This window comes from Sorangium sp. So ce296 (assembly GCF_051529605.1).
Classification (GTDB): Bacteria; Myxococcota_A; Polyangia; order Polyangiales; family Polyangiaceae; genus Sorangium; species Sorangium cellulosum_D.
In genome coordinates, this window is the sequence record NZ_CP150325.1 from 14,307,520 (window position 1) to 14,332,930 (window position 25,411).

Sequence of the window (25,411 nt, forward strand, 5' to 3'; positions counted from 1 at the left end):
TGCTGAGATTTCCGGCGCCGACGCCGCAATGAAGGCGTCGCCGTCAGCCGGACGGCCAGGAAACGGTGTTCGACTCGCCGGCCACGAGCGTGACGTTGCCGACGAGCGGCGCCGCCTCGGGCGTCGGGGGCGTGAAGATGCAGCGCCCGCTCCAGAACACGTCGTTCAGGGTCACGGTCTGCGGGGCGCCCGCGAAGCCGATCAGGCCGATCTGCGGGCACTGGTACTGCGCGCTCGGCGGCGCGCCGCTCAGGACGACCGTGCTGGGCAGGATCTCCAGCTTGTGGACGATCCGCTGCGGCGCGGTGACCCCGGGCTTGGGCGCGACGACCGAGATGACGCCCGAGTACGGCTTGCAGCACCGCGAGTTGGGCACGCTGATGTCGACGCTGTGCGCGCCGATCTTGAGCGGCGTGACCTTGTTCGCGCCGAACCAGTTGATCTCGACCCCGTCGAGCACCAGCTTGGCGCCGCTCGGGACGATCTGGAAGACGACGTCGCGGACCGCCGGCGCCTCGGCCGGGGATGCGGCCGCCGACGCGACGGGCGGCGGGTGAAACCGCGGGCGGGGCCGCGGCGCGATCGCGCCCTCCGCGGCGCCCGGCGAGACCTCCGCGGCGCGCGGCGCGCCCTCCGTGGCGCGCGCCGCGACCGCGCGCAGGTTCGGCGGCGGGACCAGGGCCTCGATCGGCCCCGGCCGCGGCGGATCGCCCGCGAGGGGCGCGTCCCCCGCCGGAGGTGCCCCCTCCGGCGATGGAGCATCGCGCAGCGCGCGCGCCACGCCGAACGCGGCGACGCCGAGCCCCACCGACGCGAGCGCCACGAGCAGCGCGCGCCGCGCGAGCTGCCTCCGGCTGCGGCTCGCGTTCAGCTTCGCGATCCGCTTGAGGATGGTGAGGTCGTTCGGCGCGAGGGCGAGGGCCCGGTTGTAATCGGCGGCCGCGCCCGGCACGTCGCCGCGCTTGCGGCCGGCCTCCGCACGCGCCACGAGGCGCGGGACGAGCCGCGCGGCGTGCCGCTCGGCGTAGCCCGCGGGGTCGGCGAAGTAGGCGGCGAGCTCGGCGCGCGGCTCCGCGACGCCGAGCTCGCCGAGCTCGGCCCGGATCAGCTCGGCGAGCGCGCGGGGGCTCGCCGTGCGGCCCGCGATGTCATGCGAGAGGGCGCCCGCGATGATCCGGCTCCAGCGCGCGCCCACGGCGGGCCGCTCGCGCTCGGCCTCCGGGTAGACCCCCTCGATCACCCTGCGGAGCACCTGCGCCGGGTTCTTGCCCTCGAACGGCAGGTGCCCGACGAGGCACTCGTAGAAGAGCACGCCGAGCGCGAAGACGTCGGTGCGCGCGTCGACCTCGCCCCCCTCGATCTGCTCCGGCGCCATGTGCGCCGGCGAGCCGAGCACCTGCCCGGTCGACGTGACGCCCTGGGCGTCGAGGATCTTGGCGATGCCGAAGTCGGTCAGCTTGATGACCACGCTCGCGCCGTCCCAGCTGCCGCCCAGGCGGTCGGACGGCAGCTCGACGAGCACGTTCTCCGGCTTCACGTCGCGGTGGATGATCCCCGACGCGTGCGCGTGCTCCAGGGCGTCGCACAGCTCGAGCACCACGGCGGCGCCGATCTCGGCCGGCATGTCGCGGTGGGCGTTCAGGATCTTGCGCAGCGTGGAGCCGCGGAGCAGCTCGACCACGAGGTAGCGCTCGCGATCCTGCTCGCTGGAGACGTCGTACACCTCGACGATGCCGGGGTGGCGCAGCTTCGCCGCCGCGCGCGCCTCGGCGACGAAGCGGGCGCCGACCTCGGCGTTCTCGCGGAGGTGCTTGTGGATGATCTTGACGGCGACCTCGCGGCGGAGCCGCGGGTCGCGGGCGCGGTAGACCGTGGCCATCCCGCCGTGGCCGAGCTCCTCGATCAGCTCGTATTTCTCGAGCTTCGGGAGGCCTTCTGCGCCCGCGTGTCTGGAGAGGGATTCCTGCTCGCCCGTCGAGCCCCTATCGCGGGCGAGCAGGCTCATTCAACGACCTTCACCCGAATCGCGTTGGTCGACCCCGAGACGCCGACCGGAGCGCCGTAGATGGTGACGAGCTTGTCGCCGGGCGAGACGAGGCCGTTCGCGAGCAGCTGCCCGGTGGCGCGCTCGATCATCTCGTCCGAGTTGCGGAGCGCGTCGACGGGGAACGGCACCACGCCCCAGAGCAGCGCGAGCCGCCGGCGCGTCGTGTCGTTCGGCGAGAAGGCGACGATCGGCACCACGGGGCGCGCCTTCGACGCGTACCGCGCGGTGAGGCCGCTCTCGGTGAACGCGATGATGAGCTTCGCGCCGATGTCCTTCGCGATGTCGCACGCCGCGCGCGCGGTCGCCTCCGCGACGTTCGCGCGCTGGCCGGGCTGCTCGCTCGAGAGGTAGCGGTAGAACGAGCTCTGCTCGGCCTCGGTGACGATGCGGGCCATCATCCGCACGACGAGCGGCGGGTGCGCGCCGGTCGCGGTCTCCTGCGAGAGCATGACCGCGTCGGTGCCGTCGAAGACGGCGGTCGCCACGTCGCTCGCCTCGGCGCGCGTCGGGCGCGTCGCGGTCACCATCGACTGGAGCATCTCGGTCGCGACGATGACCGGCTTCTGGTGCACGCGGGCGAGGCCGAGGATCTCGCGCTGGATGATCGGCACCCGCTCCGGGTTGAACTCCACGCCGAGATCGCCGCGCGCGACCATGACCCCGTCCGAGGCGAGGATGATCGACTCGAGGTTGTCGATGGCGCCTGGCGTCTCGATCTTGGAGACGATCGGCGTCGGGCGGCCCCAGGCCTCGCAGATGTCGCGGACGTGCCGGACCTCGTCCGCGTTGCGCACGAACGAGAGGGCGACGTAGTCGACCCCCTGCGCGAGGCCGAAGCTCAGGTCCGCCTTGTCCTTCTCGGTGAGGGCGGAGATGCGCACACGCCTGGCCGGCAGGTGCACGCCCACGCGATCGCGCAGGCGTCCGCCCTGCGTCACGCCGGCGTGGACGCGATCGCCCTCGACCTTGGTGACGGTGACCACCACGCGGCCGTCGTCGATGAGGACGACGTCGCCCGGCTGCAGGTCGGAGGCGAGGCCCTCGTAGAGGATCGGGATCTCGCCGGGCGTGGCGACGGGGCTGTCCCGGTTCGCCTCGACCAAGGTAACGGAAGCCCCGTCAGCGACCTCGAAGGTGTTGCCGGGGAAGCGACCGGCTCGGATCTTCGGGCCGCAGAGATCCTGCAGGATCGCCACAGGCTTTCCGCAGGCCTCCGCAGCCGCGCGGACCGTGGCAATTGCCTTGCCATGATCCTCATGCGAGCCGTGAGAGAAGTTGAGTCGAGCGACATCCATACCGGCGCGGATGAGCTGCTCCAGCGTCGTTTGAGAGTCACACGAAGGGCCAATGGTACAGACGATTTTCGCTCTGCGTACGAGCACGGGCGGAGCATGCCACGAGCAGGGGTCGCGACACTACCCTGATTGTGAAGGAGCCATGCGGACTTCACCGGATTCCAACAAAGCCGCTGGGTGGACGAGCCCGGACGCGGCGCGCGCGTCGGCGCAGCGGCCGAGCGCGCAGGCCCGCCGCGGCAGCGCGCTCCACGCCGCGGACGCCACGCGAGGCCGCGGAACGCTGAAAATCAGGCGATCTCTGTGAGGGGCGTGAGCGACGGGGAGGTCGGCGCGCGCCGCAGCGCGGCATGACCTCCCCCCGGGATCTCGTGGCTAGGAGCGGCGCTCGCGGCGCTCGCGCGGCGGCGGCCCGCCGCGATCGCGCTCCATGCCGGGCCGCGGGCCGCGGTCGCGGTCGCCGCCACGCCCGCCGCCCGGGCCGTCGCGCCGCGGCGGCGGGCCGGCGTCGCGCGCCTGCGCCATCCGCTCGCGCGCCCGATCGCCCTCCTCGCCCTCCGGCAGCGGGAGCAGCTCGCGCCGGCTCAGCCGGATCTTCCCGTCGCGATCGACGCTCAGCACCTTCACGTCGACCGAGTCGCCCTCCTTGAGGACGTCCTCGACGCGCTCGACGCGCGTGTGGGCCATCTCCGAGATGTGCAGCAGGCCGTCGGTGTTCGGGAGGATCTCGATGAACGCGCCGAAGTCGGTGATGCGCTTGACCGTCCCCTTGTAGGTCGCGCCGACCTCGGGCTCGGCGGTGAGCCCCTTGATGATGTCGAGCGCCCGCTTCACCGCGTCGGAGTCCGACGACGCGACGTTCACCGTGCCGTCGTCCTCGACGTCGATCGCGACGCCGGTCTGGTCGACGATGCCCTTGATGGTCTTGCCGCCGGGGCCGATGATGAGCCGGATCTGGTCGGGCTTCACGCGCACCGTGGTGATCCGCGGCGCGTACTGGCTGAGCTCGGGCCGCGTGGTCGGCAGCGTCTCCAGCATCTTGTTCAGGATGTGGAGCCGCCCCTCGCGCGCCTGATCCAGCGCCTGCATCAGGATCTGCCGGCTCAGGCCGGCGATCTTGATGTCCATCTGGATCGCGGTCACGCCGCGCGCCGTGCCGCAGACCTTGAAGTCCATGTCGCCGAGGTGATCCTCGTCGCCGAGGATGTCCGAGAGCACCGCGTAGCGCTGGCCCTCCATGATGAGCCCCATCGCGATGCCGGCGACGGGCGACTTGATCGGCACGCCCGCGTCCATGAGCGAGAGGCACCCGCCGCAGACCGCCGCCATCGACGACGAGCCGTTCGACTCGAGCGTCTCCGACACGATCCGGATCGTGTAGGGGAACTGATCCGGCGGCGGGATCATCCGGGAGAGCGCGCGCTCGGCGAGCGCGCCGTGGCCGATCTCGCGACGGCCGGGGCCGCGCAGCGGCTTCGTCTCGCCGGTCGAGAAGGGCGGGAAGTTGTAGTGGAGGTAGAAGCGCTTCCACGTCTCGCCCATCAGGCCGTCGATCTTCTGCTCGTCGGTCGAGGTGCCGAGCGTCGTCGTGACGATCGCCTGCGTCTCGCCGCGCTGGAACAGGGCGCTGCCGTGCACGCGCGGGAGCAGGCCCACCTCGCACATGATCGGCCGGATGCTCTTGCCGTCGCGGCCGTCGATGCGCCGGCCCTCCTCGATGACGTACGTGCGGACGACGTGCGCCTTGCGCTCCTCGAACTCGGCCTTCACGAGCCCCTGGAGGGGCAGGAACTTCTCGGCGCCGAGCTCGGCCCCGAGGGTCTCGGTCAGCTTCTTCTTGAGCGTGCTGTAGCCGTCGTAGCGCGCCTTCTTGTCGGTCACCCGCGTCGCCGCCTTGAGGTCCCCGTCGACGATCTGGGCGACGCGCTGCTTGACGTCGTCCGGCAGCGCCGGCGCGACGAACTCGCGCTTCGGCTTGCCCACCGCGGCGCGCATCTTCTCGATGAGGTCGATGACCGGCTGCGCCGTCTCGTGCGCGAACATCAGCGCGTCGATGATCTCGGCCTCGGTCGCCTCCGCGGCGCCGCCCTCGACCATCACGATCGCGTCGCGCGAGCAGGCGACGACGAGGTCGATGTCGCACCGCTCGATGTCGGCGACCGTCGGGTACGCGACGAACTCGCCCTCGAGGCGGCCCACGCGCACGCCGACGACCGGCCCGTGCCAGGGGATGTCCGAGATGTGCAGCGCGGCGCTCGCGCCCGTCAGCGCGAGGACGTCGGCCTTGTTCTGCTTGTCGCTGGAGAGGACCGTCGCGATGATCTGCGTGTCCCGCTTGAAGCCCTCGGGGAAGAGCGGGCGGAGCGGGCGGTCCATGAGGCGGCTCGAGAGGATCTCCTCCTCGCGCTGGCGCGCCTCGCGTTTGAAGAACCCGCCGGGGATCTTGCCGGCGGCGTACGTCTTCTCGACGAACTCGCAGGTGAGGGGGAAGAAGTCGAGGCCCGGCCGCTCGTCCTGCGAGACGGCGGTCACGAGCACCATGGTATCGCCGTAGGTGACGAGCACGGCCCCGTGGGCCTGCTTCGCCAGGCGGCCGGTCTCGAGGGTGAGGGCGCGGCCGCCCACCATGACGGATTCACGAACGAACATCAGGATTTCAGCTCTCTCTCGCGCGATCGCGAGGGCCGCTGCGTGCGGCGCTACGCCGAGCGCGAGGGGCTGCTCTTCTTCCTCGATTCCTGCGCAGGAGCCGCGCTGCTGCGCACGAAGCGAAGACGAAGACGCGCGGAGCCCGCGCTCGGGAACGGTGAGGCCGAGCGGCCCGCCGTCCCGTGGTCAATGAATGTGCTCCTTAAAGCGTTCGCTCCGCCCTCGCCAGCGCAAAACGCATGCGTTCAGGGGTGCGTGCCGCAAAACCCCCCGAACGGAAGGGTCGGAACGCCGGCCGGTGCCGGGTGGAACGCGCGGGTGGAGGATGGGACGGCAGCGAGCTGCGGCCGGCAAGCGGAGGGGCCCGACCGGTCGAGGCCGGCGGCAAGCGGGCAGACCAGACCGGCCGAGGCCGGCGCTCGCACCTGCCCCGACACCGCGGGCCGAGGGCAGACGGACGCCGCGCGGGCGCGCGGCGCCTCGGGAGCGCGCCGGCGAGACCGGCGCAATCTGCCCTGAAATCCGCTACTTGCGGAGGTTGAGGCGGCCGATGAGGCTGCGGTAGCGCTCGATGTCGATGCGCTTCAGGTAGTCGAGCTGACGGCGGCGCTGGCTCACCAGCTTCAGGAGGCCCCGGCGGGAGTGGTGGTCCTTCTGGTGGGTGCGGAAGTGCTCCTGCAGCTGGTTGATCCGCTCGCTGAGGAGCGCGATCTGGACCTCGGGCGACCCGGTGTCGCCCTCGTGGATCGCGTACTTCTGGATGATGTCCGTCTTCTGAATCGAGTGCAGCATGGCTGGCTCTCCATGGCCTCTCCGGTGCGCTGCCGAGCGCCCGGGCCGGCGCGTCTTCACGACGCCGGCGACTGGCCAAGCGACGCCTGAAGGCGAGCCCCGCGCCCGGAGCGGCGGGAGCCCGCGAAATTCAGGCCAGTGAGCAGAGGAGCGCGCGAGTATACGCAGGCGCGCCGGTCCGTCAACGCGCCCGTCAACGCGGTCGACGTGGCCCGCGCGATTTGTCACCCCCAGAACGGCCGATTGGCTACCCTCGGTCAGCGATGCCCGGCACCCTCCGGCCCCCCGAAGACGCTCCCCGACTGCAGTCGGACCCTTCCCGACCGCAGTCGGACCCGCGCGGCTCCCGACCGCAGTCGGACGCACGCGGCTCGCAATCGGACCTGCATATCGCGCACGCGATGACGAGCCTCTCGACCTCCGCCAACGCGCCCCCGAGCTCCGGGAGCGACAACGCGACGCCCAAGGTTTGCCCCACCTGCGGGGTGCGGTACCCGGCCGAGTTCAGGGTGTGCCCGCGCGACGCCGCGACGCTCGACGACTCCGTGGATGACGCGCTCCGCGACGATCTCGTCGGCAAGACGCTCAACGAGACGTACACGGTCATGCGCGTCGTCGGCGAGGGCGGCATGGGGCGCGTCTACGAGGCGCGCCACACCCGGATCTCGAGCAAGCGCTTCGCCATCAAGATGCTGCACCCGGAGTACGCCCGGCAGCCGCAGGTGATCTCGCGCTTCCAGCGCGAGGCCGAGGCCGCGGCCGCGGTGCAGAGCCCGTACGTCGTCACCGTCTTCGACGTCCACCGCACCGCCGAGGGGCGGCCGTTCCTCGTCAACGAGTTCCTCGAAGGCAAGGAGCTCGCCGACTACCTCACGGAGGTCGGCAAGATGAAGATCGGCCCCGCCGTGCGCATCGTCCGGCAGATCTGCAAGGCGCTCGCCGCCGCGCACGCGAAGGGCGTGGTGCACCGCGACATGAAGCCGGAGAACGTGTTCCTCACCGGCGACCTCGCCATGCCCACGGCCAAGGTGATCGACTTCGGCATCTCCAAGGTCGACGACGCGCCCGGCGCCGCGCTCACGCAGACCGGCATGATCATGGGCACGCCGTCGTACATGGCCCCGGAGCAGGCCCGCGGCGAGCGCGTCGATCACCGGGCGGACATCTACGCCGTCGGCGCCATCCTCTACTGCGCCCTCACCGGCAGCCGCCCGTTCGACCGCAACGACCCGACCGCGACCCTGACCGCGGTGCTCACCGAGGACCCGCCGCGCCCGCGCTCGCTCGAGCCGAGCATCCCCGAGCCGCTGGAGATGATCATCCAGCGGGCGATGGCGAAGGAGCCCAGCCACCGCTACCAGACGATGGAAGAGCTCGACGCGGAGCTCGCGCTCTACGACACGAGCGAGCCCGAGCCGCGGGAGCTGAGCTCCCCCGTCGTGCAGCCCGGGCCGCGCACGTCGCTGCCGTCGGCGCCGCGCGCCGCGACGATGCAGCTCCGCCAGGCGCAGCAGGTGAGCATGGCGAGGCCGCTCATCCTGCTGCTCTCGGTGCTCGGCCTCTTCTGGGTCGCCGGCGGCCTGATCACGCTGGTCACCGCGATCATCCGCCTCTCGCGCGGCGGCACCGTGACCGACAACCTGACCGGCCTCGAGGCGGTCCTGCTCGCGTCCGGGATCGGCTTCGCGCTGATCACCCCCGCGCTGATCGGCGCGCGCCACGTGCGCCGCAACGTGTGGAACAACAGCATGAAGTCGGTCGACCTGGCCGACAACATCCGCCGGCCGATCGTCGTCGGGCTGTGCGCCTACGGCTTCGCGTCGCTGCTCGTGCGGGTCGTCGAGGCCGTCGTCCTCCGGCGCGCGGCCGGCGTCGCCTGGCCCATGTGGGACGTCGTGCTGTTCGCGATCGGCGCGGTCGGGGCCGCCGGGGCGTACCTCCTGCTCCGCAGCGAGAGCCGGTAGCCCGGCCGGCGAGCGGCCCGCGCCTAGCCGCGCCGGCCGTCGAGCCAGGCCTGGAGGAGCAGCGCCGCCGCCGCCCCGTCGACCCGCTCCTTGCTCTTCCGCCCCGAGACGCCCCCGTCGCGCAGCCGCCGTGCCGCCTCGACCGTCGTCAGCCGCTCGTCGATGAGCTCCACCTCGACGCCGGTGGCGTCGGCCACCGCCTGCGCGAAGGCCGCGGCCCGCCGCGCGGCGGGCCCCTCGTCCCCGTTCATCTCCAGCGGCAGCCCTACCAGAAACCGCGTGATCCCTTCGTCCCGGGCGAGCGCCGCGAGGGCCTCGAGGAGCGCCTTCCGGTTCCGCCCGTCGAGCAGCGGCCGCGGGTGCGCGTAGAGCCCGAGCTCGTCGGTCACCGCCACGCCCACGCGGGCCTTCCCAAGATCGATCGCCGCAGCGCGGGTCTTTGCCTTCGCCATGCCTCTCGGAGACAGCACATAGCCCCAAGACGGTGAGCCGGCGAGACCCGAGCGCACCGGGAAGCCTCCGACTGGCTTGACCCGCTCGCCAGCTCCGACCATAAGCGCCGCGCGATGGAACTGCGCGCGGTACGGGGGATGAACGACATCCTCCCCGAAGAGGTGGAGCGCTGGCACAAGCTCGAGGGGGCCTTCCGCCTCCACGCGGAGCTCCACGGCTATGCCGAGGTGCGCACGCCGCTGCTCGAGCCGACGGAGCTCTTCCAGCACCAGATGGGCGAGACGACGGACGTGGTCGAGAAGGAGATGTACTCCTTCGAGCGCCACGGCGATCGGCTCACGGTGCGGCCGGAGGGCACGGCCGGCGCCGCGCGCGCGTACGTCGAGCACGCGGTCCACGCCAAGGAGCCGGTCACCCGCTGGTACTACCTCGGGCCGATGTTCCGCGGCGAGCGGCCGGCGAAGGGGCGCTACCGCCAGTTCTACCAGGCCGGCTGCGAGCTCTTCGGCGATCCCGGGCCGCTCTGCGACGCCGAGACGATCGACCTCGTCGCGACGTTCCTGCAGCGCATCGGCATCGGCGACTTCGTCGTCCACGTGAACTCGCTCGGCAGCGCGGGCACGCGCGAGCGCTACCGCGAGGCGCTGCTCGCCCACTTCACGCCGCGCAAGGGCGAGCTCAGCGAGGACTCGCAGCGCCGCCTCGAGAAGAACCCGCTGCGCATCCTCGACTCGAAGGACCCGCGCGACCACGAGGTGTCGCGCGACGCGCCGTCGACGCTCGACCTGCTCGACGACGCCGACCGGGCCCACTGGCAGGGCGTGCTGCGCTGCCTCGACGTGCTCGGCGTGCGCTACGTCGTCGACCGGTCGCTCGTGCGCGGGCTCGACTACTACACGCGCACGCTCTTCGAGGTGAAGGCGACCTCGAGCGATCTCGGCGCCCAGAGCACGCTCGCGGGCGGCGGTCGCTACGACAACATGGTCGCGGGGCTCGGCGGGCCGAGCGTGCCGGCGATCGGCTTCGCGATGGGGATGGAGCGGCTGCTCACGATGATGCCCGACGCCCCCGCGCGCCGGGGGCCCGGCTGCTTCCTCGCCCCGCTCGGCCAGAGCGGCGCGGACCGCGCGCTCCTCCTCGCGAAGGAGCTGCGCGCGCTCGGCGTCTCGGTCGAGCTCGACGGGCGCGGCGGCCGGCTCAAAGCGATGCTCCGGCGCGCGGACGCGCTCGGCGCGCGGCTCTGCGTGATCCTCGGCGACTCGGAGGTCGAGCGCGGCGTCATCCAGATCAAGGATCTCGTGGCGCACCTGCAGGAGGAGATCCCGCTGGAGGGCGCGGCGCGCGTGCTCGCGGATCGGGCCCTCGAGGCGTCGCCCGGCGGCCAGCGGGGAGCGCGTTGACCTCCGAGGCGATGGGAGCGCAGGGCTGCTCGCGGGGGGCGCGCGGCGCTCCGGCGGACGAGATGCGGGGCCGGGCGCGGCGCGCGGGCGCGGCGCTCTCGCTCGCCGCGGCGCTGGCGGCGCTGGCGGCGCCGTCGGTCGCGGCGGCGCAGGTCAGCTTCGGCCAGCCCGGCATGGGGCCGCCCCCCTCGAGCGCGCCGCAGAAGCCGCCGCCCGGCACGCCGGAGACGCACGCGGCGCCGACCTCGGAGGAGAGCCCGATCCAGACCCAGGAGCCGACCCTGCCGGAGGACCCGCTGGCGATCCCGCCGCAGGTCAAGAAGCAGATCGGCACGAACGACCCCGGCGAGTGGGAGGTCGGGCGCGCCGCGGAGATCCAGCGGGACTGGTACGGGCTCTACTACGGCGAGAAGAGCGGCAGCTACCAGTTCCGGACGCTCTTCCCCCTGTGGGCGGAGCGCAAGATGCCCGGCGACCGCGCCACGATGGTGACGCCGCTCTACTACAACCGCCGGAGCAAGGACGTCGACGCCGACGTGCTCTTCCCGTTCTTCTGGAAGCTGCGGGACCAGAACACGTACACGACCATCGTCGGCCCGTTCATGCACCGCGAGCGCGAGGGGCGCCCCGCGGGCCCCGGGCGCAAGGCGGAGCCGGGCCGGCACGACAACTGGCTCGCGCCCCTCTTCTTCGAGGGCAAGAGCGACGACGGGAGCGGCTACTTCCACATCCCTCCCCTGCTCACCTTCACGCACCACACGGCGCGGAGCGGCTTCAACCTGGTCGGCCCCCTCTTCTGCAGCTGGAAGGGCGGCCCCGCGTGCGACGCGCGCTCGGCCGACAAGATCGATCTCGGCCTGGCCCCGCTCTACTTCTACGGTCGCGACGAGAGCAGCGAATACGAGGTCATCCCGCCGCTCTTGCACTACTACCATTACAGCGACATCGGAGACCGCTCGACGAACGTCTGGGGTCCTCTGATGTGGCAGCACTCGCGCAAGGGCGACGTGTTCAACGTCATGCCCTTCTACTGGCACAGCTGGGGCAAGAACTACGATCGCACCACGCTGTTCCCGTTCTTCCATTACGGGTACGAGGGCAACTCGAACCTGCTCGTCACACCGCTCTTCGTGAAGGCGCGCGGCGAGGAGGGAGAGAGCACCTTCGCGACCTGGGGCTACGCCCGCTATCGAGGGCGGACGGAGCTCGACATGATCACGCCGCTCTTCTGGCAATACCGGGATCCGGACATCGATCTGGAGCGGACGTTCCTGCTCCCGTTCTATTACCGGAACACCTCGCCGCGCAGCGACGATCTCGTCCTCTTCCCGTTCTATGGCCGCTTCAAGCGCCACGGGTTGAGCGACACGACGTGGCTCACGCCGCTGGTCCGTCACACGCGGGATCTCACGGGCTGGGAGACGGACATCTACCCGTTCTTCTATTCGGGTCGAAACCGCAGCTCCACGCACCTCGTGGTCGCGCCGTTCCTCTGGGACTTCGCGTCGCCGACGTCGCGCACCACGATCGCCCTGCCGGTCTATTTCCGGTTCGCGGACCAGAACTCGGTGACGCAGGTCGCGCTCAACACCTTCTACCGGGAGCGGCGGGTGCGGACGGGCATGGAGTGGGAGTTCCATTTCTTCCCCGTGTTCTCGTACGGCGAGACGCCGGGCGGGCACTGGTGGAACCTGCTGTACGGGCTCGCCGGGTACACGCGCGAGGGCACGATGTCGAAGATGCGGGCGCTCTACGTCCCGATCCAGCTGAGCGAGTGATCCGGCCGAGCGCCGCGGTCCTGGCGGCCTCGGCCCGCCCGCGCGGTCTCGGCCCGCCCGCGCGGCGGCGGCCGCGCGGCGGTGGACATCGCCGCGGAGGTCGGCAATCGTTGGCGAGGTCGCGATGAGCACCCCCGCCCGCGAAGCGCCCTCCCCCCGCCCCGAGCTCGCGAGCCTCGGCGGCGCGCCGCCGCCCCCGGAGCTCGCCGCCGACCTGCGCCGGCTCCTGGACCTGCCCGAGGGCGCGCGGCAGCGCCTCTGGGAGGCGCTCGGGCCGAGCCTCGGCGAGCCGGTGCCCGCCGCCGTCGAGCGGCTCCTCGACGGGTTCTGCCGCCGGCACGAGGTCGGCTCCGAGGCGCTCGCGCGCGTGCTCAAGGCGTGCCGCTTCCTCGTGCGCGAGGCGAGCAAGCGCGACCTCGACCGCGCCGCGCTCGCGGCCGACCTCGCGGCGCTCGCGCCCGGCGACGGCGCCGAGGAGATCCAGGCGATCCTGCTCGCCGGCTACGACCAGGCCCGGGCGGTCGTGCGGCGGGAGATCGTGCGCGGCGCGCTGCTCGACCACGGCAAGCTGCTCACCGGCGTCGACTGGCGCATCGACTCGATCGCGGCCGCGAGCCGCGGGGCGAGGATCGCGGCGCCCGTCGTCCTGCTCACGCTGAGCTACCAGGAGGGCGACCAGCGCTCCCGGATCACCCTGCAGGCCACCCCCGACCTGCTGCGGGAGCTGCAGCAGGTCTGCGCGCAGATCCTTGGTTGATGCGCCCCGGCCTTCGTCGCCGGCGTCTTCGACCCCCTGGCCCACAGATAGCGAGTCGTCAGGCGCTCGATGAACGCGGCGACCGAGGCGTTCGAAACGGCGATGACGAAGCCGCAGAGGTCATAAGCCACCTCTGCCGCGTGAAGTCGGGCGGGGAACCGAGCCCGGAGGCGCGGGATAGCCAATGATGGCTATGATGCCAATGACGCCAATGACGCCAATCATGCCAGACAGCGAGCCTCGCGCGCGTGACAGTCCCGTCACTTGACTTCCGACACTCGGCGTGAGATCTCGGCGCATGCGTCTTCGATCCGCGATAGGGCTCCTGTCCCTCCTCGTCGCCTGTGCGGATAACGGTTCGACGCCGCGCGATCCGTCCGGCGCGGCGGCCGGCGGCGCTGGGGGCGATGGCGCCGGGAGCGGCGCTTCCGGCGGCGGAGGGGTCGAGAGTGGACCCACGGAGCGGTGGTGGGGGAAGCTCGCGCTGGGAGACAGAGCCGACGGCTGGTTCGTGCTGGCGGCCGAGGGGAGCCTCGACGGCTCCGCGCAGCGGTTCGACGCCACGCTGTGGTGGGGCCTCACGCGGCAGGACGTGGAGATGGAGCGGTTGGAAGACGGATGGCTGCTCCTCGGGCAAGGCATGGTCGATGGGTGTCGGCTGTGGCTGCACCTCGTCCGGACCGGCGATGCGTTCGACGTGCGCGACGGCGGGACGTGCCCCACGCGCCCGGACGGCTCCCTCGGCGTGCTGCGCCGCTCCAGGGCGCGCCGCGTCCACGCCGACATCGATCACGTCGATCCGCTCGGCTTCGACCTGACGGGGCGCCGCTTCGCGTACGCCGCGGAGGGCGGGATCCACCTGTGGGACAGCGAGGCGGGGCGCCTCCTCGAGCTCGGGCCGGGCATGGCGGCCGCGGAGACGCAGGCCCCGCCGCGCCGCACGGGGGTCGTGTTCTCGCCGGACGGGCGGCGGGCCGCGTTCCTGCGCGGGCAGGACGGGTGCGCGTCCACGGAGCTCGTCGCGGTCGACGTGCTGACGGGGGAGGCGGAGGCGATCGCGTCCAGGGTGCCATGCCACGCCGCCTTCGTGCGCTTCTCGCCCGACGGGAGCCGCGCGGCGTACTTCGCGGACGCGGGCGGCGAGCTGCGCCAGCTGCACGTCTTCAGCTTCGCCGAGGGCAGCGCGGCCGTGCTCGGCGAGGACCTCGCCCTGGACTCGCTGGACATGCGCGTGTTCTGGGGCCCCGACGGGCGGTATCTCCTCCACGCGCTGAGGACGAGCGAGATCCTCCTCGGACCACCGGACGATCCCGTCGAGCTCACGCCGATCGCCCTGTTCGACGCGGCCGCAGGCGAGACCCGGGGGCTCGGCGAGGGCCGCGAGCTCAGGGCGTCTCCGGACGGGCGTCACGCCGCGTTCATCGATGCCGACGACCGCGTCGTCCTCGTCGACCTCGCCGCGGGGACCGACGAGGAGCTCGACACCGCGTACAATGACCCTGCGCTCGACGCCGATCGCGCCGGAATCACGTTCAGCGGCGACGGGACGAAGCTCGGGTTCGTCGACGGCGAGGGTGCGCTCCGCCTGCACGATCTCGAGCGCGGAGAGGCCGAGACGCTGGCGGCGGGCGTGGGGTGCTTTCGTCACGAGCTGCCCGGCGCCCCGTCGGCCGTGCGCGCGCTGCACTTCTCCAGCGACGGCTCCGCGGTGCTGTTCGTACCGCGCGGCATCACGACGTGCACGGAGCGGCCGCAGCTGACCGGCGTCCGCTGGCGCGAGCTCGCGACCGCTCGCGAGCTCGACCTCGAGGATGAGGTCGACGAGATCTTCCGCTTCGGACCGCGCGGAGAGATCGCCTATGAGAACTGGCCGGCAGGGCTCAAGGCGTGGTCGCCCGAGCACGGCGGCAGCCTCGTGGCCGCGCAGGAGGACATCCCCTCGAACACGACCGCGGAGTTCACCAGCGATGGGAAGTTCCTGGTGTTCACCCCGGTCGACTTCGACGATCTGCTCGGCGTCTACGCCTGGAACCTCACCGACGACACGCTCGCCGCGTTGAAGCTCGGCCGGCCAGCGGCCGATGCGTTCGTGCTGGAGCCCGAGCAAGGGATCGTGATCGTGCCCGGGGCGCCGTGGGTGCGATACCACCTCGGCGCCGGCGGGGAGGGCGAACCCCTCCTCGACGGGAGCGACTCCCTCCTGCGCAGCGAGAGCAGCGCGACGCTCGCGATCGCGGGCCGGCGCGGCGGCGAGGAGGGCATCTTCGCGCTTCGTGTGGGCGACGGCGACGCCCTCCCGGCGCTCATCGAGGCGGGGCGCATCGTCTCGGTGTCCGACAGCCACGTCTACTTCGTGGCCCCGGACGGCCTGTGCGTGGCCCCCCTGTAGAACGCCGCCGGTATCCAGATCGCTGTTGGGAGCGCACGGTCATGGTCATGGCGAGCTGCGGCGTACGGAGCGCCCCGGGCGCGCCCGGACGGCGTCTGGAGCAGGGCGCGCCGCCCCCCCTCACCCGCCCCGCGTCTTCTCCGCCTTCTGCCGCCGCACCATCTCCGCGATCCAGATCGGCGCGAACGGCGGCGTGCAACCCGGCGACGCCGGGTAGTCCTTGAGCACCTCGAGCCGCTCGCCGATGGCCACCGCGCGGGCGCGCAACCCGGGGTTGTGGATGCCGATCTCGGCGAGGCAGTGGTTCATCGACCACTGCTTCGGGCCCGGCGCCGTCTTCATCTCCGCCTCGATCTGGTCGAGCAGCGCGGGGAGATCGAGCCCGGCAGGGCTCTTCACGACGCGGTCCGTCGTCAGGCTCCAGCCGGCGCGCCCGACCAGCGCGCTCGCGGAGTCCTTCCAGCGGACGCGCAGCGCCTCGGCGTGGCGCGACGCCTTCACCACGTTGACGATGAACCAGTCGAGCAGCTTGGGGTAGCCGATCTCCCGGACCATCGCGTCCAGCTCGTCCGCCGAGAGGGCCTTCGGCTTGAACACGAGCGTCGCCAGCAGGCGGGCGTCGGGATCGCCCGTGCGCCACAGCTCGCCGGCCAGGGCGTTGTCCGCCTTCAGCCGCTTCGCGAGCGCGCGGAGCTGGGTGAGGTTCACGCCGTGGGCGTCTCCGGCGCGGGCGTTGACCTCGCGCATCTTCTCGTTGCCCAGCGCGGCGAGGTCCCGCATGACGTCGGCGAGCTTCATGGATTCGACCGCGACCTCGTGCTCTCCCGCTCCTCGGCCCGGTTCGCCGTGACGACCTCGGCGATCGCGCTCAGCGCGTCCTCGGCGGAGAACGGCTTCTCCAGGAGCGGCCGGCCCGACGAGGCGAGGAACCGCTCCACGTCGGCGCCGAAGCCCACGCCGGTCATGAAGATGAACCCCTGCGCGAGCGCCGGATCGCTCTCGCGGATCCGCGTGTAGAAGACGTCGCCCGACATGCCGGGCATCCGCAGATCGCAGAGCACCACGTCGAACCGCTGGCCGCCGGCGAGCATCCCCATCGCCGCGTCCGCGCTCGGCGCGAGCGCCACCTGGTGCACCCGGCCGAGCTGCTCGGACAGCGCGCGCGCCAGCGACGCCTCGTCCTCGACCACCAGCACCCGCGCCCGCTTCGACACGAGCCGCGGCACCGGCGCGACGCTCGGCGTCGCCTCCTCCGCGCGCCCCGCCGCCGGCAGCGAGATGACGAAGCGCGCCCCACCCGCCGGGTCGCTCCCGGGCACCGGGCTCTCCGCCGTGATCTGCCCGCCGGCGCGCTCGATGATCTCGCGGCTGATCGACAGGCCGAGCCCCGTGCCGACCTCGGGCCCCTTGGTCGTGAAGAACGGCGTCCAGATGCGCGGCAGGTTCTCCTCCGCGATGCCGCCGCCGGTGTCGGTCACCACGATCTCGACCGTGTCCCCGTCGCTCCGCGTCTCGACCGTCACCGTCTGATCGCGCGCCTCGGTCTTCGAGCTCGGCTTCGGGATCGCCTGGGCCGCGTTGACGAGCAGGTTCACGATGACCTGCCCGAGCCGGCCGTCCTCCATCAGGATCGGCGGCACCTCCGACAGGTTCTTCACGATCTGCGCCCGCTCGATGATCTGGCCGCGCGTCAGGCTCAGCGCCGACTCCACGGTCCGGTTCGCGTCCGTCAGCGTGCGCCGCGACCCCTCCGGCTGCGGCGGGCTCGCGAACAGCTTGAGGTCGCGGACGATGTCGACGATGCGCTTGATCGAGTCGCGCAGCTCCCGCAAGAGCTCCGACGCGCTCGAGGCGGCCGCGCCCTCCATGCGCACGTTCGGGCCGCGCAGCAGGCGGTCGAGCATGTCCAGGCCGAGCAGGATGAACGCCGCGGGGTTGTTGATCTCGTGCGCCACGCCGGCCGCCAGCGTGCCGAGCGTCGACAGCCGGTCGACCTGGATGAGCCGCGTGCGCGCCGCGTGCTCGGTGCTGACGTCCGCGAGCACGCCCTCGATCGCCACCACGCGGCCGCGATCCGAGACCAGCGGGTACACCGTGCCGCGCGCGGTGATCGCGTCGCCGCCCCGCCGCCTGAGGCGCGCCTCGTACGACGCCGAGGGGGCGCCGAGCTTGGCCCGCGCCACCGCGTCCTCGAAGCACATCACGCCCTCCGGGTCGGCGTGGGCCTCGCCGAGGAAGCCCGGCGTCCTCAGCGCCTCGGCCACCGGCACCCCGAGGAGCCGCTCGGCGTGGCGGTTCAGGAACGAGAGCTCGCCGGTCTCGGGATCGAGCCGGAAGATGATGAGCGGCGCGTTGTCGAGGAGGTTCCGGTGCTGCTCCTCGAGCTCGCGGATCCTGAGCAGCCGCTCGGCGGCCTCGCGCTCGCCGGCGACGACGCGCAGCGAGCGATCCAGGCCGGCGCCGAGCGCGCCGGCGAGCTCTTCCAGGAGCTCCACCGGCGCGGCGGCCGCCGCCGCGGCGTCCGCGTAGCCGAGCACGAGCGCCGCCACCACGGGGCCGCCGCCGCCGGAGCTGCTGGCGCGCGGCGCGCCCTCGGCGCCGGGCGGCGCGGCCCGCACCGGGAAGGCGACGTACGCGAGGCACCCCTCGGTCGGCCCCAGCCCGTCGAGCGCGTCCCCCGCGCGGGTGTCGTCGCAGGAGAACGCCTTGCCCTCGCCGAACACCCGCCGGAAGAGCGCCGCCGGCGCGGGGAGCAGCGCGCCGAACGGCGCGGCGGCGAGCGTATCGGCGCGGATGACCGCGTGCGCGCGGAGCGCGCCCTCGGGCTCCGGGAACAGCACCGCGAAGAGCTGGAACGCGGCGAACCGGCCGACGGCGTCGGCGAGCTCCTCGAACGGCCTCGGCAGGAGGAGGTTCGAGTGGCGGGCCACGACGGTGAGGACAGCGTTCAGCGCGACGAGGCGGCGGTACCTCTCGCTCGCAGGCGCATCGTGCATCGCCACGACATCTCACCACGTCGGCGCGCGGGGACGAGAGGCATTCTTCACTTTTGTCCGTCCGGCCTGTCGGATGGGGTCGCCGGGGCCGCGGGCCGGGGCGCGGCGCGGTCGCACCGCTCGAGCAGCCGGAGGGCGGCGTCCCGGCGCTCCTGGCTCACGGCGGGCCCGGCGCCGGCCGCCCCCTCGTGGGCGGCGTACTGGGCGAACATCCGGCGCGCGGTCTCGGCGTCGCCGACGCCGCACGCCGCCACGAGGCGCAGCCGCTCGGCCTCGATCCAGACCCGCTGGAGGGGCAGGTGGGCCCCGAGCGCCCGGTCCAGGCGATCGGCCGCCTCGTCGAAGCGGCCGTCGTTCAGGTACTGGCGGCCGAGGAGGTAGCTCGGCAGGCCGTCGCCGGGCGCCTGCGCGGCCCAGGCGCCGAGCAGCTCGGCCGCCCGGAACCGGTCCGGCGCGCCGCCGCGGGTCCCGACCAGGAGCTCGACCACGGCCGCGCGGGCCCGCTCGTCGTGGGCGGCGGCGATCTTGACGTCGAGCGTCCGCAGCCGGTCCTCGTCGACGAGGCGGCCGGCGACCTCCTGGTACCACGCGACCGCGCGCTCGCGGTCGCCGGCCGAGAGCGCCACGTCGCCGAGCCGCTCCGCCGCGCGGTCGCGCAGGTGGCGCGGCACCGACGCGTCCCCGGCGATGACCTCCAGCTCGCGCACCCCCTCGGCCCGGCTGCCGGGCGCGTCGCTCGCGAGCCGCGTCTCGGCGACGGCGACGCGCGTCGCGGGGCTCTGGTCGAGCGCGAGGACGCGCCGGTACTCGGCGATGGCGCCCTCGTTGTCGCCGCGCGCGCGCAGCTGCTCCGCCTTCTGCGCGCACGCGTCGACCACGTGCGGGCAGCGCCGCTCGAACACGGCGGGCCGATCGAAGCGGGCCTTCGCCTGCGCCCTGGCCGCGTCCGGGAGCGACAGCGCGTCGAGCTCGGCGTGCCACGCGCGCTCCATCTCGGCCCACGAGGCGCCGGTGAGCTCGGGCAGCGGCTTGCCGCCGTACCAGGCGCGGACCGCGGCGGGCCCGTACGTCGCGCGCACGTGGCCGACGAAGGCGCCGCTCACGGTGTAGGCGGTCGACGAGTTCTCGGCGAGGAACCCGAGCGCGAAGAGGCGCGCCAGCGGCGGCAGGATCCCGAGATCTTTCATGGCCTTGGCCCACTCGCGCGGGCTCAGGTCCTCGCCCTCCCTGGGCGAGCCGGCGACGGCGATCCCCTCGATGAGGCCCGGGTCGGGGAGCCAGCCGCCGAGCCGCCCGGCGATCTCGAACGGGCCGCGGGCGAAGGCGCCGGCGAGCACGTGCATGATCTCGTGCCCGAGGGTCGGGTGCGGGTAGCCGGCGGCCTGCAGGTACACCTCGCGGCGCCACGGCTTCGCCACGTAGGTGCGCGACGCGCCCATGAGCGCGCCCTTCTGCGCCGCGCTCTCGAACAGGTAGGCGCGGACGCGGAGCGGCGCGCCGCCGTGCTCTGCGGGCGCGCCGAGCCAGCGCTCGCCGGCCGCGATGTGGGCGTCGCACTCGCGCACGAAGCGCTGGACGTCGGCCTCGCGCATGCCGCGCGGGTAGACGACCTCGCAGCGCTCGCCTTGCGAGAGCGCGCCGAGCTCGGCCGCGATGGTCTCGGAGGTCTGGAAGTGGCCGAGGCGTGCGCCTTCGAGGAGGTTCGCGGCGCTGAGGGCGGCGCACGCCGCGCCGAGCAGGAGCAGCCCGGGGCGGCCTCGCAGCTGGAACGACAGCCGGCCGCCCGCGTCGTGGACGAGGTGGTGGGCGAGCGCGGACGCGGCGACGAGGGTGGCGAGCGTCCCGGCGCGGTAGGTGAGCAGCCCGGAGGCGTCGACGACGGTATCGTAGAGGGTGCCGCTGAAGAAGCCGACGAAGGGGTCGTAGGCGAAGACGATCGGGCTCGTGTAGAAGCGGACGGCGCTCACGCCGATCGAGGCGAGCGGGGCGGCGAGCGCGGCGAGGACGGCGATGAGCCGGCGCCGCCACGCGGGGGGCGCGGGCGGCAGGGGCGCGGCGTCGTCGCGCCGGATGCCGGCGGCGAGCTCGCCCGCGACCGCGCCCCAGGCGCCGCCGAGGGCCGCGCCGAGGCCGGGCCCGAGGGCGAAGTGCGCGGAGCCGCCGAGCACGTCGCAGAAGCCCGCGCGGAGGCCGTGCGCCAGGGTGGTGGCGTACGCGACGACCGCGAGCAGGGCGCCGTTCGCGACGCCGCGGCGGAAGGCGTCGAGCGGCAGGGGCCGGTGGGCGGCGACGTCGAGGGCGGTCGCGATCGCGGCGGCGCTCGGCACGAGCACGCCTGCGGCGAGCGCGCTCTCGTAGCCGGGGCCGTCGAAGAGGGGCAGGAGGCCGACGAGCGCCATCGCGATCGCGACGAGCGCTGCGGCGAGCCTGGTAGCTGGTGAACGCAGCAGCGAGGGCATGGGCGCGGGTGGCTCCAGGGCTGCTTTCGTAGTCGCGCCTGCCCGCAGAGGCGACCCTCATTTCGCGCTGCGGAGAGCGTCCAGGGCCGCGCGCAGCACCGCGGCGTCGGCGCGGTCCTTGTCGCGCATGCCTTCTTTGGTCTTCAGCAACCCTTCGAGCCCGAGGACCCGTAGCCGGACACCGTCGATGAAGCGCTCCTCGACGTAAGGCTCCAGCTCGGCCCATCCGTGGCCGCAGGCCGAAGGCATCACGTCGATGGTGAACTCATCGTTGACCCGGATGGCGTACGGACCTTCGCGTTCGAAGACATCCTCCTCGCCGACGAGCTCGCGCGTCGCGCCGTCGGGCAGCCGGGCAAGCGCCGCGATCCAGCGCTTCGCGTTCTCGGTGGACGGGTCGACGAGGATGTCGACGTCTTCGGAGAACCTGACGAACCCGTGCGCGGCGATCGCATAGCCACCGATCAGCGCCCAGCGTACGCCTGCTTCATCGAGGTAGCGGGCAAGCAGCTTGACGTCGTCCCACGTGGCCGGGCGCGTATATTCAGCCACGGCGCGCGCGCTCGATCATGGCATCGACGGTCCAGCGCAGCCTGTCGGCCTCCATCTCGGCGTGGCTGCGGTAGACGAAGATCCCCTTGGGGGCCCGTGTTCGATAGCGCGCCATGGTGGCGAGGGCGTCGCGCGATTCGAGCGGCGGGGGCTCGCCGAGCGGCGGCGCGGTGCGCCGACCCACGACGCGGAGAAAGATTTCACCAGTACGCTCGTCGCGGTCCATCGCCCTCGTGTAGCACGCCTCTCGGGCCAGCCGGATGGTCCCAGGCCGTCGCGGCGCTCCGTCCTTCCTTCTTTTCTGCTCTACTCGCGCTCCCGCGCCATGTCCCCTCCCCCCGCCGGCCTCTCTCGCCACCCCGATTTCCTGCGCCTCTGGGCCGCGCAGGCGGTGAGCGCGCTGGGCAGCCGCGTCAGCCGGACGGCGCTGCCGGTGATCGCGATCGTGAGCCTCGGCGCCGACGCGGCCGGCGTCGCGGCGCTCTCGGCGATGTCGACCGCCCCGGGCGTGCTCGTGGGGCTCTTCGCGGGCGGGCTCGTCGACCGCTCGCGCAAGCGGCCGCTGCTCATCGGCGCGGATCTCGCGCGCGCCGCGCTGATCCTCTCGGTGCCGATCGCGGCCTGGGCCGGCGCGCTGACCCTCGTCCATCTCTCCGCGGTGGCCGCGCTGGTCGGCGTGGCCACCTCCCTGTTCCAGATCGCCGACAACGCGTACTTGCCGGCGCTGGTCGGGCAGGATCGCCTGGTCGAGGCGAACGCCCGGCTGGAGGGGACCGAGGCCGCCGCGGAGATCGCCGGCCCCGGCGCCGCGGGCATCCTGATCCAGGTGCTCACCGCGCCGGTGACGATGGTGGCGGACGCGCTCTCGTATCTCGGGTCGGCGGCGCTGCTCTGGCGCATCCGGGCGGTCGAGGCGCCGGCCGCCCCCGGGGGCGACGCGGCCGAGGGGGGCGCCTCGCTGTTCGAGGATCTCCGGGTGGGGCTGCGCCACGGCCTCGGCCACCCCGTGGTTGGCGCGACGTTCCTGGCCATGGGCGCGCAGGCGCTCTTCAGCGGCGGGGTCTTCTCCGCGCTGTACATGCTCTATCTCCTGGAGGGCCTGCGGCTGGATCCCGCCGCGGTCGGGCTGATCATCAGCGCGGGCGGCGTCGGCGCGCTGGGCGGCAGCGTCGTCGCGGGGTGGCTGGGCCGCCGCCTCGGCCCCGGGCCGGCGATGATCCTCAGCCTCGCGGTGGGTCAGGCCGGCGCCGTGCTCATCCCGCTCGCCGCGCACCTCGGGCGGCTCGCGGTCCCTGCCCTCGTGCTGCACCAGCTCCTCGGGGACGCTTTCCTCGTGGCGTTCATGATCCACGCGGTGAGCGCCCGGCAATCGATGCTGCCGCTCCACGTGCTCGGCCGGGTCAACGCCACGCTCCACGTGCTCACCGGCGCGCTCTTGCCGGCGGGCACGCTCGCGGCCGGCTGGCTCGCGGGTCGGATCGGCGTCGAGTCGGCGGTGTGGTGCGGCGTCGTCGCGGGCCTCGCCGCGCCGCTGCTGCTGCTGCGGCCCGCGGTGTGGCGGCTGCGGGCGGCCTGAGGGCGCAGCCGCGTCGCACGGATGGAGAATTCAACGCAAAGGCGCAAAGGCGCAAAGGCGCAAAAAAAGCAAGATAGAGGCAGGTCATTCTTCATTCTCGCAATCCCCTGACCACGCGATGGATGCCCTGCCTCACCTCCCCGAAGTCCCTCGCGACTCAGGCGAAGGCAAGCGCCTCTCCGTCACCTGTTTCGAGTAGCCCGACGCCTCCAAGGGTGCGATGCACCTCGATCGCCGCAACGACGACCTTGGCTCTCTCACCCTCGATTCCTCTCTCTGCCTTTTTGCGCCTTTGCGCCTTTGCGCCTTTGCGCCTTTGCGCCTTTGCGCCTTTGCGCCTTTGCGCCTTTGCGCCTTTGCGCCTTTGCGCCTTTGCGCCTTTGCGCCTTTGCGCCTTTGCGCCTTTGCGCCTTTGCGCCTTTGCGCCTTTGCGCCTTTGCGCCTTTGCGCCTTTGCGCCTTTGCGTTAAAATCCGAGATTCTCGACGACGTCAGCTGGAGGCAGGACGTCAAAGAAGAGAGAGAGAGGAGCGTTCTCTCCCTCTTGGTGTCCTCAGCGCCTTGGCGGCTCAAACCCTCGTCGTAGGCCCCCGTCACACCGCATCTTCCGCTCGGGCGCGGGGCCCCGTGCTGGCGAGGCCGAGGTGGATCCTTCTCGCGATGCGACCCATGGCGCGGCGCTGCGCCCGTGCCGTCGGGACGTGCGGCCGGGATCCCGGGACCGCGAACCCTTGTTCAATCACGCAAACCATTGCGGAAGGGAGCAACCGGTTGCGGAGCCCCTCTGCAACTGACGCCGCGAGGGGTCCCATGGTCCGCAGAGTATCTGTGCACCCGATCAGGGGATCCTGCGCTGCCGGAGCGGTATCCCGAGCCACCTCGCAAGGGCTCGTGTCCACGTGGACCGACCGCCTCGGGTAGAGCGGACGGCTCGGTCGCGCCCGGAGGAGGCGAGCGATCGCACCCTGGACAGCGAGCGCCTCCGGGATGGGCTTGAAGAGCGTCGGTGCCGGTCTGGAGACCGGGGCGGCGGGGTCTGGACACCGCCGCAGCCGGTCCGGAGAGCGCGGAGCGAGGTCTGCGCACATCTCGAGACCCCCTCGGCCGTTCTCGAGACCCCCCTCGGCCGTTCCCGAGACCCCCTCGGCCGCTCTCGAGACCCCCTCCTCCGGCTCCCCGGACCGGCTTTCCGCTGGCGCCGCGCCTTCCCGCCGCCCTCCCCGGCGCCTGGCGGGCACGGCGGCGCCCGGCGCCGCGTCAGCCGAGCAGCGGCTCCGCGCCCGCGACCTCGCCCTCCGCGCCGTCGTCGTCCCCGTCGAGCGGCGGCTCCTCCTCGACCACCTCCCCGGCGGCGGCCGCCGCGCGCTTCATCACCGTGAGGCCGAGCTGGATCTGCGCCTTGACCGAGAAGACCTGCCGGAGCGTCGTCGCCCAGTCGTTGAACCAGTCGCGCAGGCCCTCGAGCGCCTCCCGCTGCTCCTTCCGGGCCCGCTCCAGCTCCGCCGCCGGCACCCGGGGCGGCTGCCCCTGCGCGCCGGCGCCGGCCTCCAGCCGCGCGAGCTGGTCGCGCACCTGCTGCATCCTCGCCTCCGTCAGCCCGCGCGCCGTGAGCGTCTTGTGGACCTTCTTCGCGTCGCCGTCGCTGTTCCTGGCGAGCCCCTCCACCCGGCGCAGGAACGTCCCGACCGACATGATCACCGCCGGCCCGAGCGGCTGCTGCTCCAGGTTCTTGAAGAACGCGGCCTCGAACCCGGCGCGCCGCTCGCGCGGCACCACGCGGCGGATGATCGCCCGCGCGCGCGGAAACCACGTGTTCTCGAAGGTGTCGACCTCCTGGAGCAGCCGCATCCGCTCCGCCCCCTCCACCACCCCGCCGCTCGAGGCCTCCACGAACAGGTGCTCCAGCGGGCGCTGCTCGCCCGAGGCGAGCTTGAACAGCCGCCACCCCTCGCGGTGCTCCTCGGCCGTGTAGCCCTCGCGACGGGCCCGCTCCACGAACGGCGCGGCCTGGACATTGACCAGGAGCTTGAGGGCGCGACCCAGGAGATCCTGCTCGGCCGCGGTGAGCACCAGCGGCAAGGACGCCTCGGACGGCTCCGAGGCCGCGCCCCGCGCCCCCGGCTGCTTGGGGGCGCTGGCGGACTTCGCTTTCGGCATGTCGTTCTCCTCTCGCTGGCGCAACCGGGGAAGGACCGAAGCGCTCAGCGGCCGGCGCGGACTGCAAGCCGCGCGCCAGCGGGCGTGGACTGTCGCCGCGCGTCCGCTAAGTTACGCCGCGCCCGACCCTCCCACGATACCCTCTTTC

At 72.8% G+C, this 25,411-nt stretch carries 17 protein-coding genes; 6 read left to right on the plus strand and 11 right to left on the minus strand.

Annotated elements, in window-relative coordinates; genetic code table 11:
* Positions 1-43: 43 nt before the first annotated feature.
* From WME98_RS52815 to rpsO, 4 genes are all read right to left on the minus strand, one after another.
* Positions 44-2,005: a protein kinase domain-containing protein gene (locus WME98_RS52815; RefSeq protein ID WP_437949122.1), complete on the minus strand. Its 1,962-nt coding sequence runs from the start codon at positions 2,003-2,005 to the stop codon at positions 44-46.
* Complete coding sequence (gene pyk, locus WME98_RS52820; RefSeq protein WP_063823676.1) at positions 2,002-3,429, minus strand: pyruvate kinase; 1,428 nt, start codon at positions 3,427-3,429, stop codon at positions 2,002-2,004. The genes WME98_RS52815 and pyk overlap by 4 nt, the downstream gene beginning before the upstream one ends.
* A gap of 288 nt (positions 3,430-3,717) precedes the next feature.
* A complete protein-coding gene (gene pnp, locus WME98_RS52825; protein ID WP_437949123.1) occupies positions 3,718-5,991 on the minus strand; it encodes a polyribonucleotide nucleotidyltransferase in 2,274 nt (757 codons plus the stop codon).
* A 525-nt stretch (positions 5,992-6,516) separates the two neighbouring features.
* Positions 6,517-6,783, minus strand: coding sequence for a 30S ribosomal protein S15 (gene rpsO, locus WME98_RS52830; RefSeq protein WP_020737447.1), 267 nt, complete (start codon positions 6,781-6,783; stop codon positions 6,517-6,519).
* Between the two features lie 401 nt (positions 6,784-7,184).
* Here rpsO and WME98_RS52835 point away from each other — a divergent pair, with 401 nt between their 5' ends.
* The gene (locus WME98_RS52835; protein ID WP_049949644.1) at positions 7,185-8,747 is read left to right on the plus strand and encodes a serine/threonine-protein kinase; all 1,563 of its coding nucleotides are present in this window, start codon (positions 7,185-7,187) and stop codon (positions 8,745-8,747) included.
* Between the two features lie 23 nt (positions 8,748-8,770).
* On the opposite strand, the gene ruvX is transcribed toward WME98_RS52835, so the two are convergent.
* Positions 8,771-9,199, minus strand: coding sequence for a Holliday junction resolvase RuvX (ruvX, locus tag WME98_RS52840; protein ID WP_129577105.1), 429 nt, complete (start codon positions 9,197-9,199; stop codon positions 8,771-8,773).
* Between the two features lie 138 nt (positions 9,200-9,337).
* Here ruvX and hisS point away from each other — a divergent pair, with 138 nt between their 5' ends.
* The 4 genes from hisS (at position 9,338) to WME98_RS52860 (ending at position 15,524) form a co-directional block, all read left to right on the plus strand.
* Positions 9,338-10,600 carry a histidine--tRNA ligase gene (hisS, locus tag WME98_RS52845; RefSeq protein ID WP_437949124.1) on the plus strand — a complete coding sequence of 421 codons (1,263 nt, stop codon included), beginning with the start codon at positions 9,338-9,340 and terminating at the stop codon, positions 10,598-10,600.
* Positions 10,601-10,611: 11 nt separating this feature from the next.
* On the plus strand, positions 10,612-12,378 hold the full coding sequence (locus WME98_RS52850; RefSeq protein WP_437949125.1) for a hypothetical protein: 1,767 nt from the start codon (positions 10,612-10,614) through the stop codon (positions 12,376-12,378).
* Positions 12,379-12,502: 124 nt separating this feature from the next.
* Entirely contained in the window at positions 12,503-13,135 is a 633-nt protein-coding gene (locus WME98_RS52855; RefSeq protein ID WP_437949126.1) for a COMM domain-containing protein, read from the plus strand.
* A 298-nt stretch (positions 13,136-13,433) separates the two neighbouring features.
* Positions 13,434-15,524 carry a hypothetical protein gene (locus WME98_RS52860; RefSeq protein ID WP_437949127.1) on the plus strand — a complete coding sequence of 697 codons (2,091 nt, stop codon included), beginning with the start codon at positions 13,434-13,436 and terminating at the stop codon, positions 15,522-15,524.
* A gap of 120 nt (positions 15,525-15,644) precedes the next feature.
* On the opposite strand, the gene WME98_RS52865 is transcribed toward WME98_RS52860, so the two are convergent.
* Genes WME98_RS52865 through WME98_RS52885 form a run of 5 tightly spaced genes read right to left on the minus strand, consistent with a single transcriptional unit; the run spans position 15,645 to position 21,757 of the window.
* Positions 15,645-16,322 carry a DNA alkylation repair protein gene (locus tag WME98_RS52865; RefSeq protein WP_437949128.1) on the minus strand — a complete coding sequence of 226 codons (678 nt, stop codon included), beginning with the start codon at positions 16,320-16,322 and terminating at the stop codon, positions 15,645-15,647.
* On the minus strand, positions 16,319-18,520 hold the full coding sequence (locus WME98_RS52870) for a hybrid sensor histidine kinase/response regulator (protein ID WP_437949129.1): 2,202 nt from the start codon (positions 18,518-18,520) through the stop codon (positions 16,319-16,321). The genes WME98_RS52865 and WME98_RS52870 overlap by 4 nt, the downstream gene beginning before the upstream one ends.
* 47 nt (positions 18,521-18,567) lie before the next feature.
* On the minus strand, positions 18,568-20,979 hold the full coding sequence (locus tag WME98_RS52875) for a hypothetical protein (protein WP_437949130.1): 2,412 nt from the start codon (positions 20,977-20,979) through the stop codon (positions 18,568-18,570).
* Between the two features lie 57 nt (positions 20,980-21,036).
* On the minus strand, positions 21,037-21,531 hold the full coding sequence (locus tag WME98_RS52880; RefSeq protein ID WP_437604807.1) for a nucleotidyl transferase AbiEii/AbiGii toxin family protein: 495 nt from the start codon (positions 21,529-21,531) through the stop codon (positions 21,037-21,039).
* Positions 21,524-21,757, minus strand: coding sequence for a hypothetical protein (locus WME98_RS52885; protein ID WP_437949131.1), 234 nt, complete (start codon positions 21,755-21,757; stop codon positions 21,524-21,526). Before WME98_RS52885 ends, WME98_RS52880 begins: the two co-directional genes overlap by 8 nt.
* Positions 21,758-21,856: 99 nt before the next feature.
* Between WME98_RS52885 and WME98_RS52890 the strand changes: the two genes are divergently transcribed.
* Positions 21,857-23,107 (plus strand): MFS transporter, encoded by a 1,251-nt coding sequence (locus WME98_RS52890; RefSeq protein WP_437949132.1) that lies wholly within the window; start codon positions 21,857-21,859, stop codon positions 23,105-23,107.
* A gap of 1,256 nt (positions 23,108-24,363) precedes the next feature.
* Here the strand turns inward: WME98_RS52890 and WME98_RS52895 are convergent.
* A complete protein-coding gene (locus WME98_RS52895; RefSeq protein ID WP_437949133.1) occupies positions 24,364-25,263 on the minus strand; it encodes a hypothetical protein in 900 nt (299 codons plus the stop codon).
* Positions 25,264-25,411 lie beyond the last annotated feature (148 nt).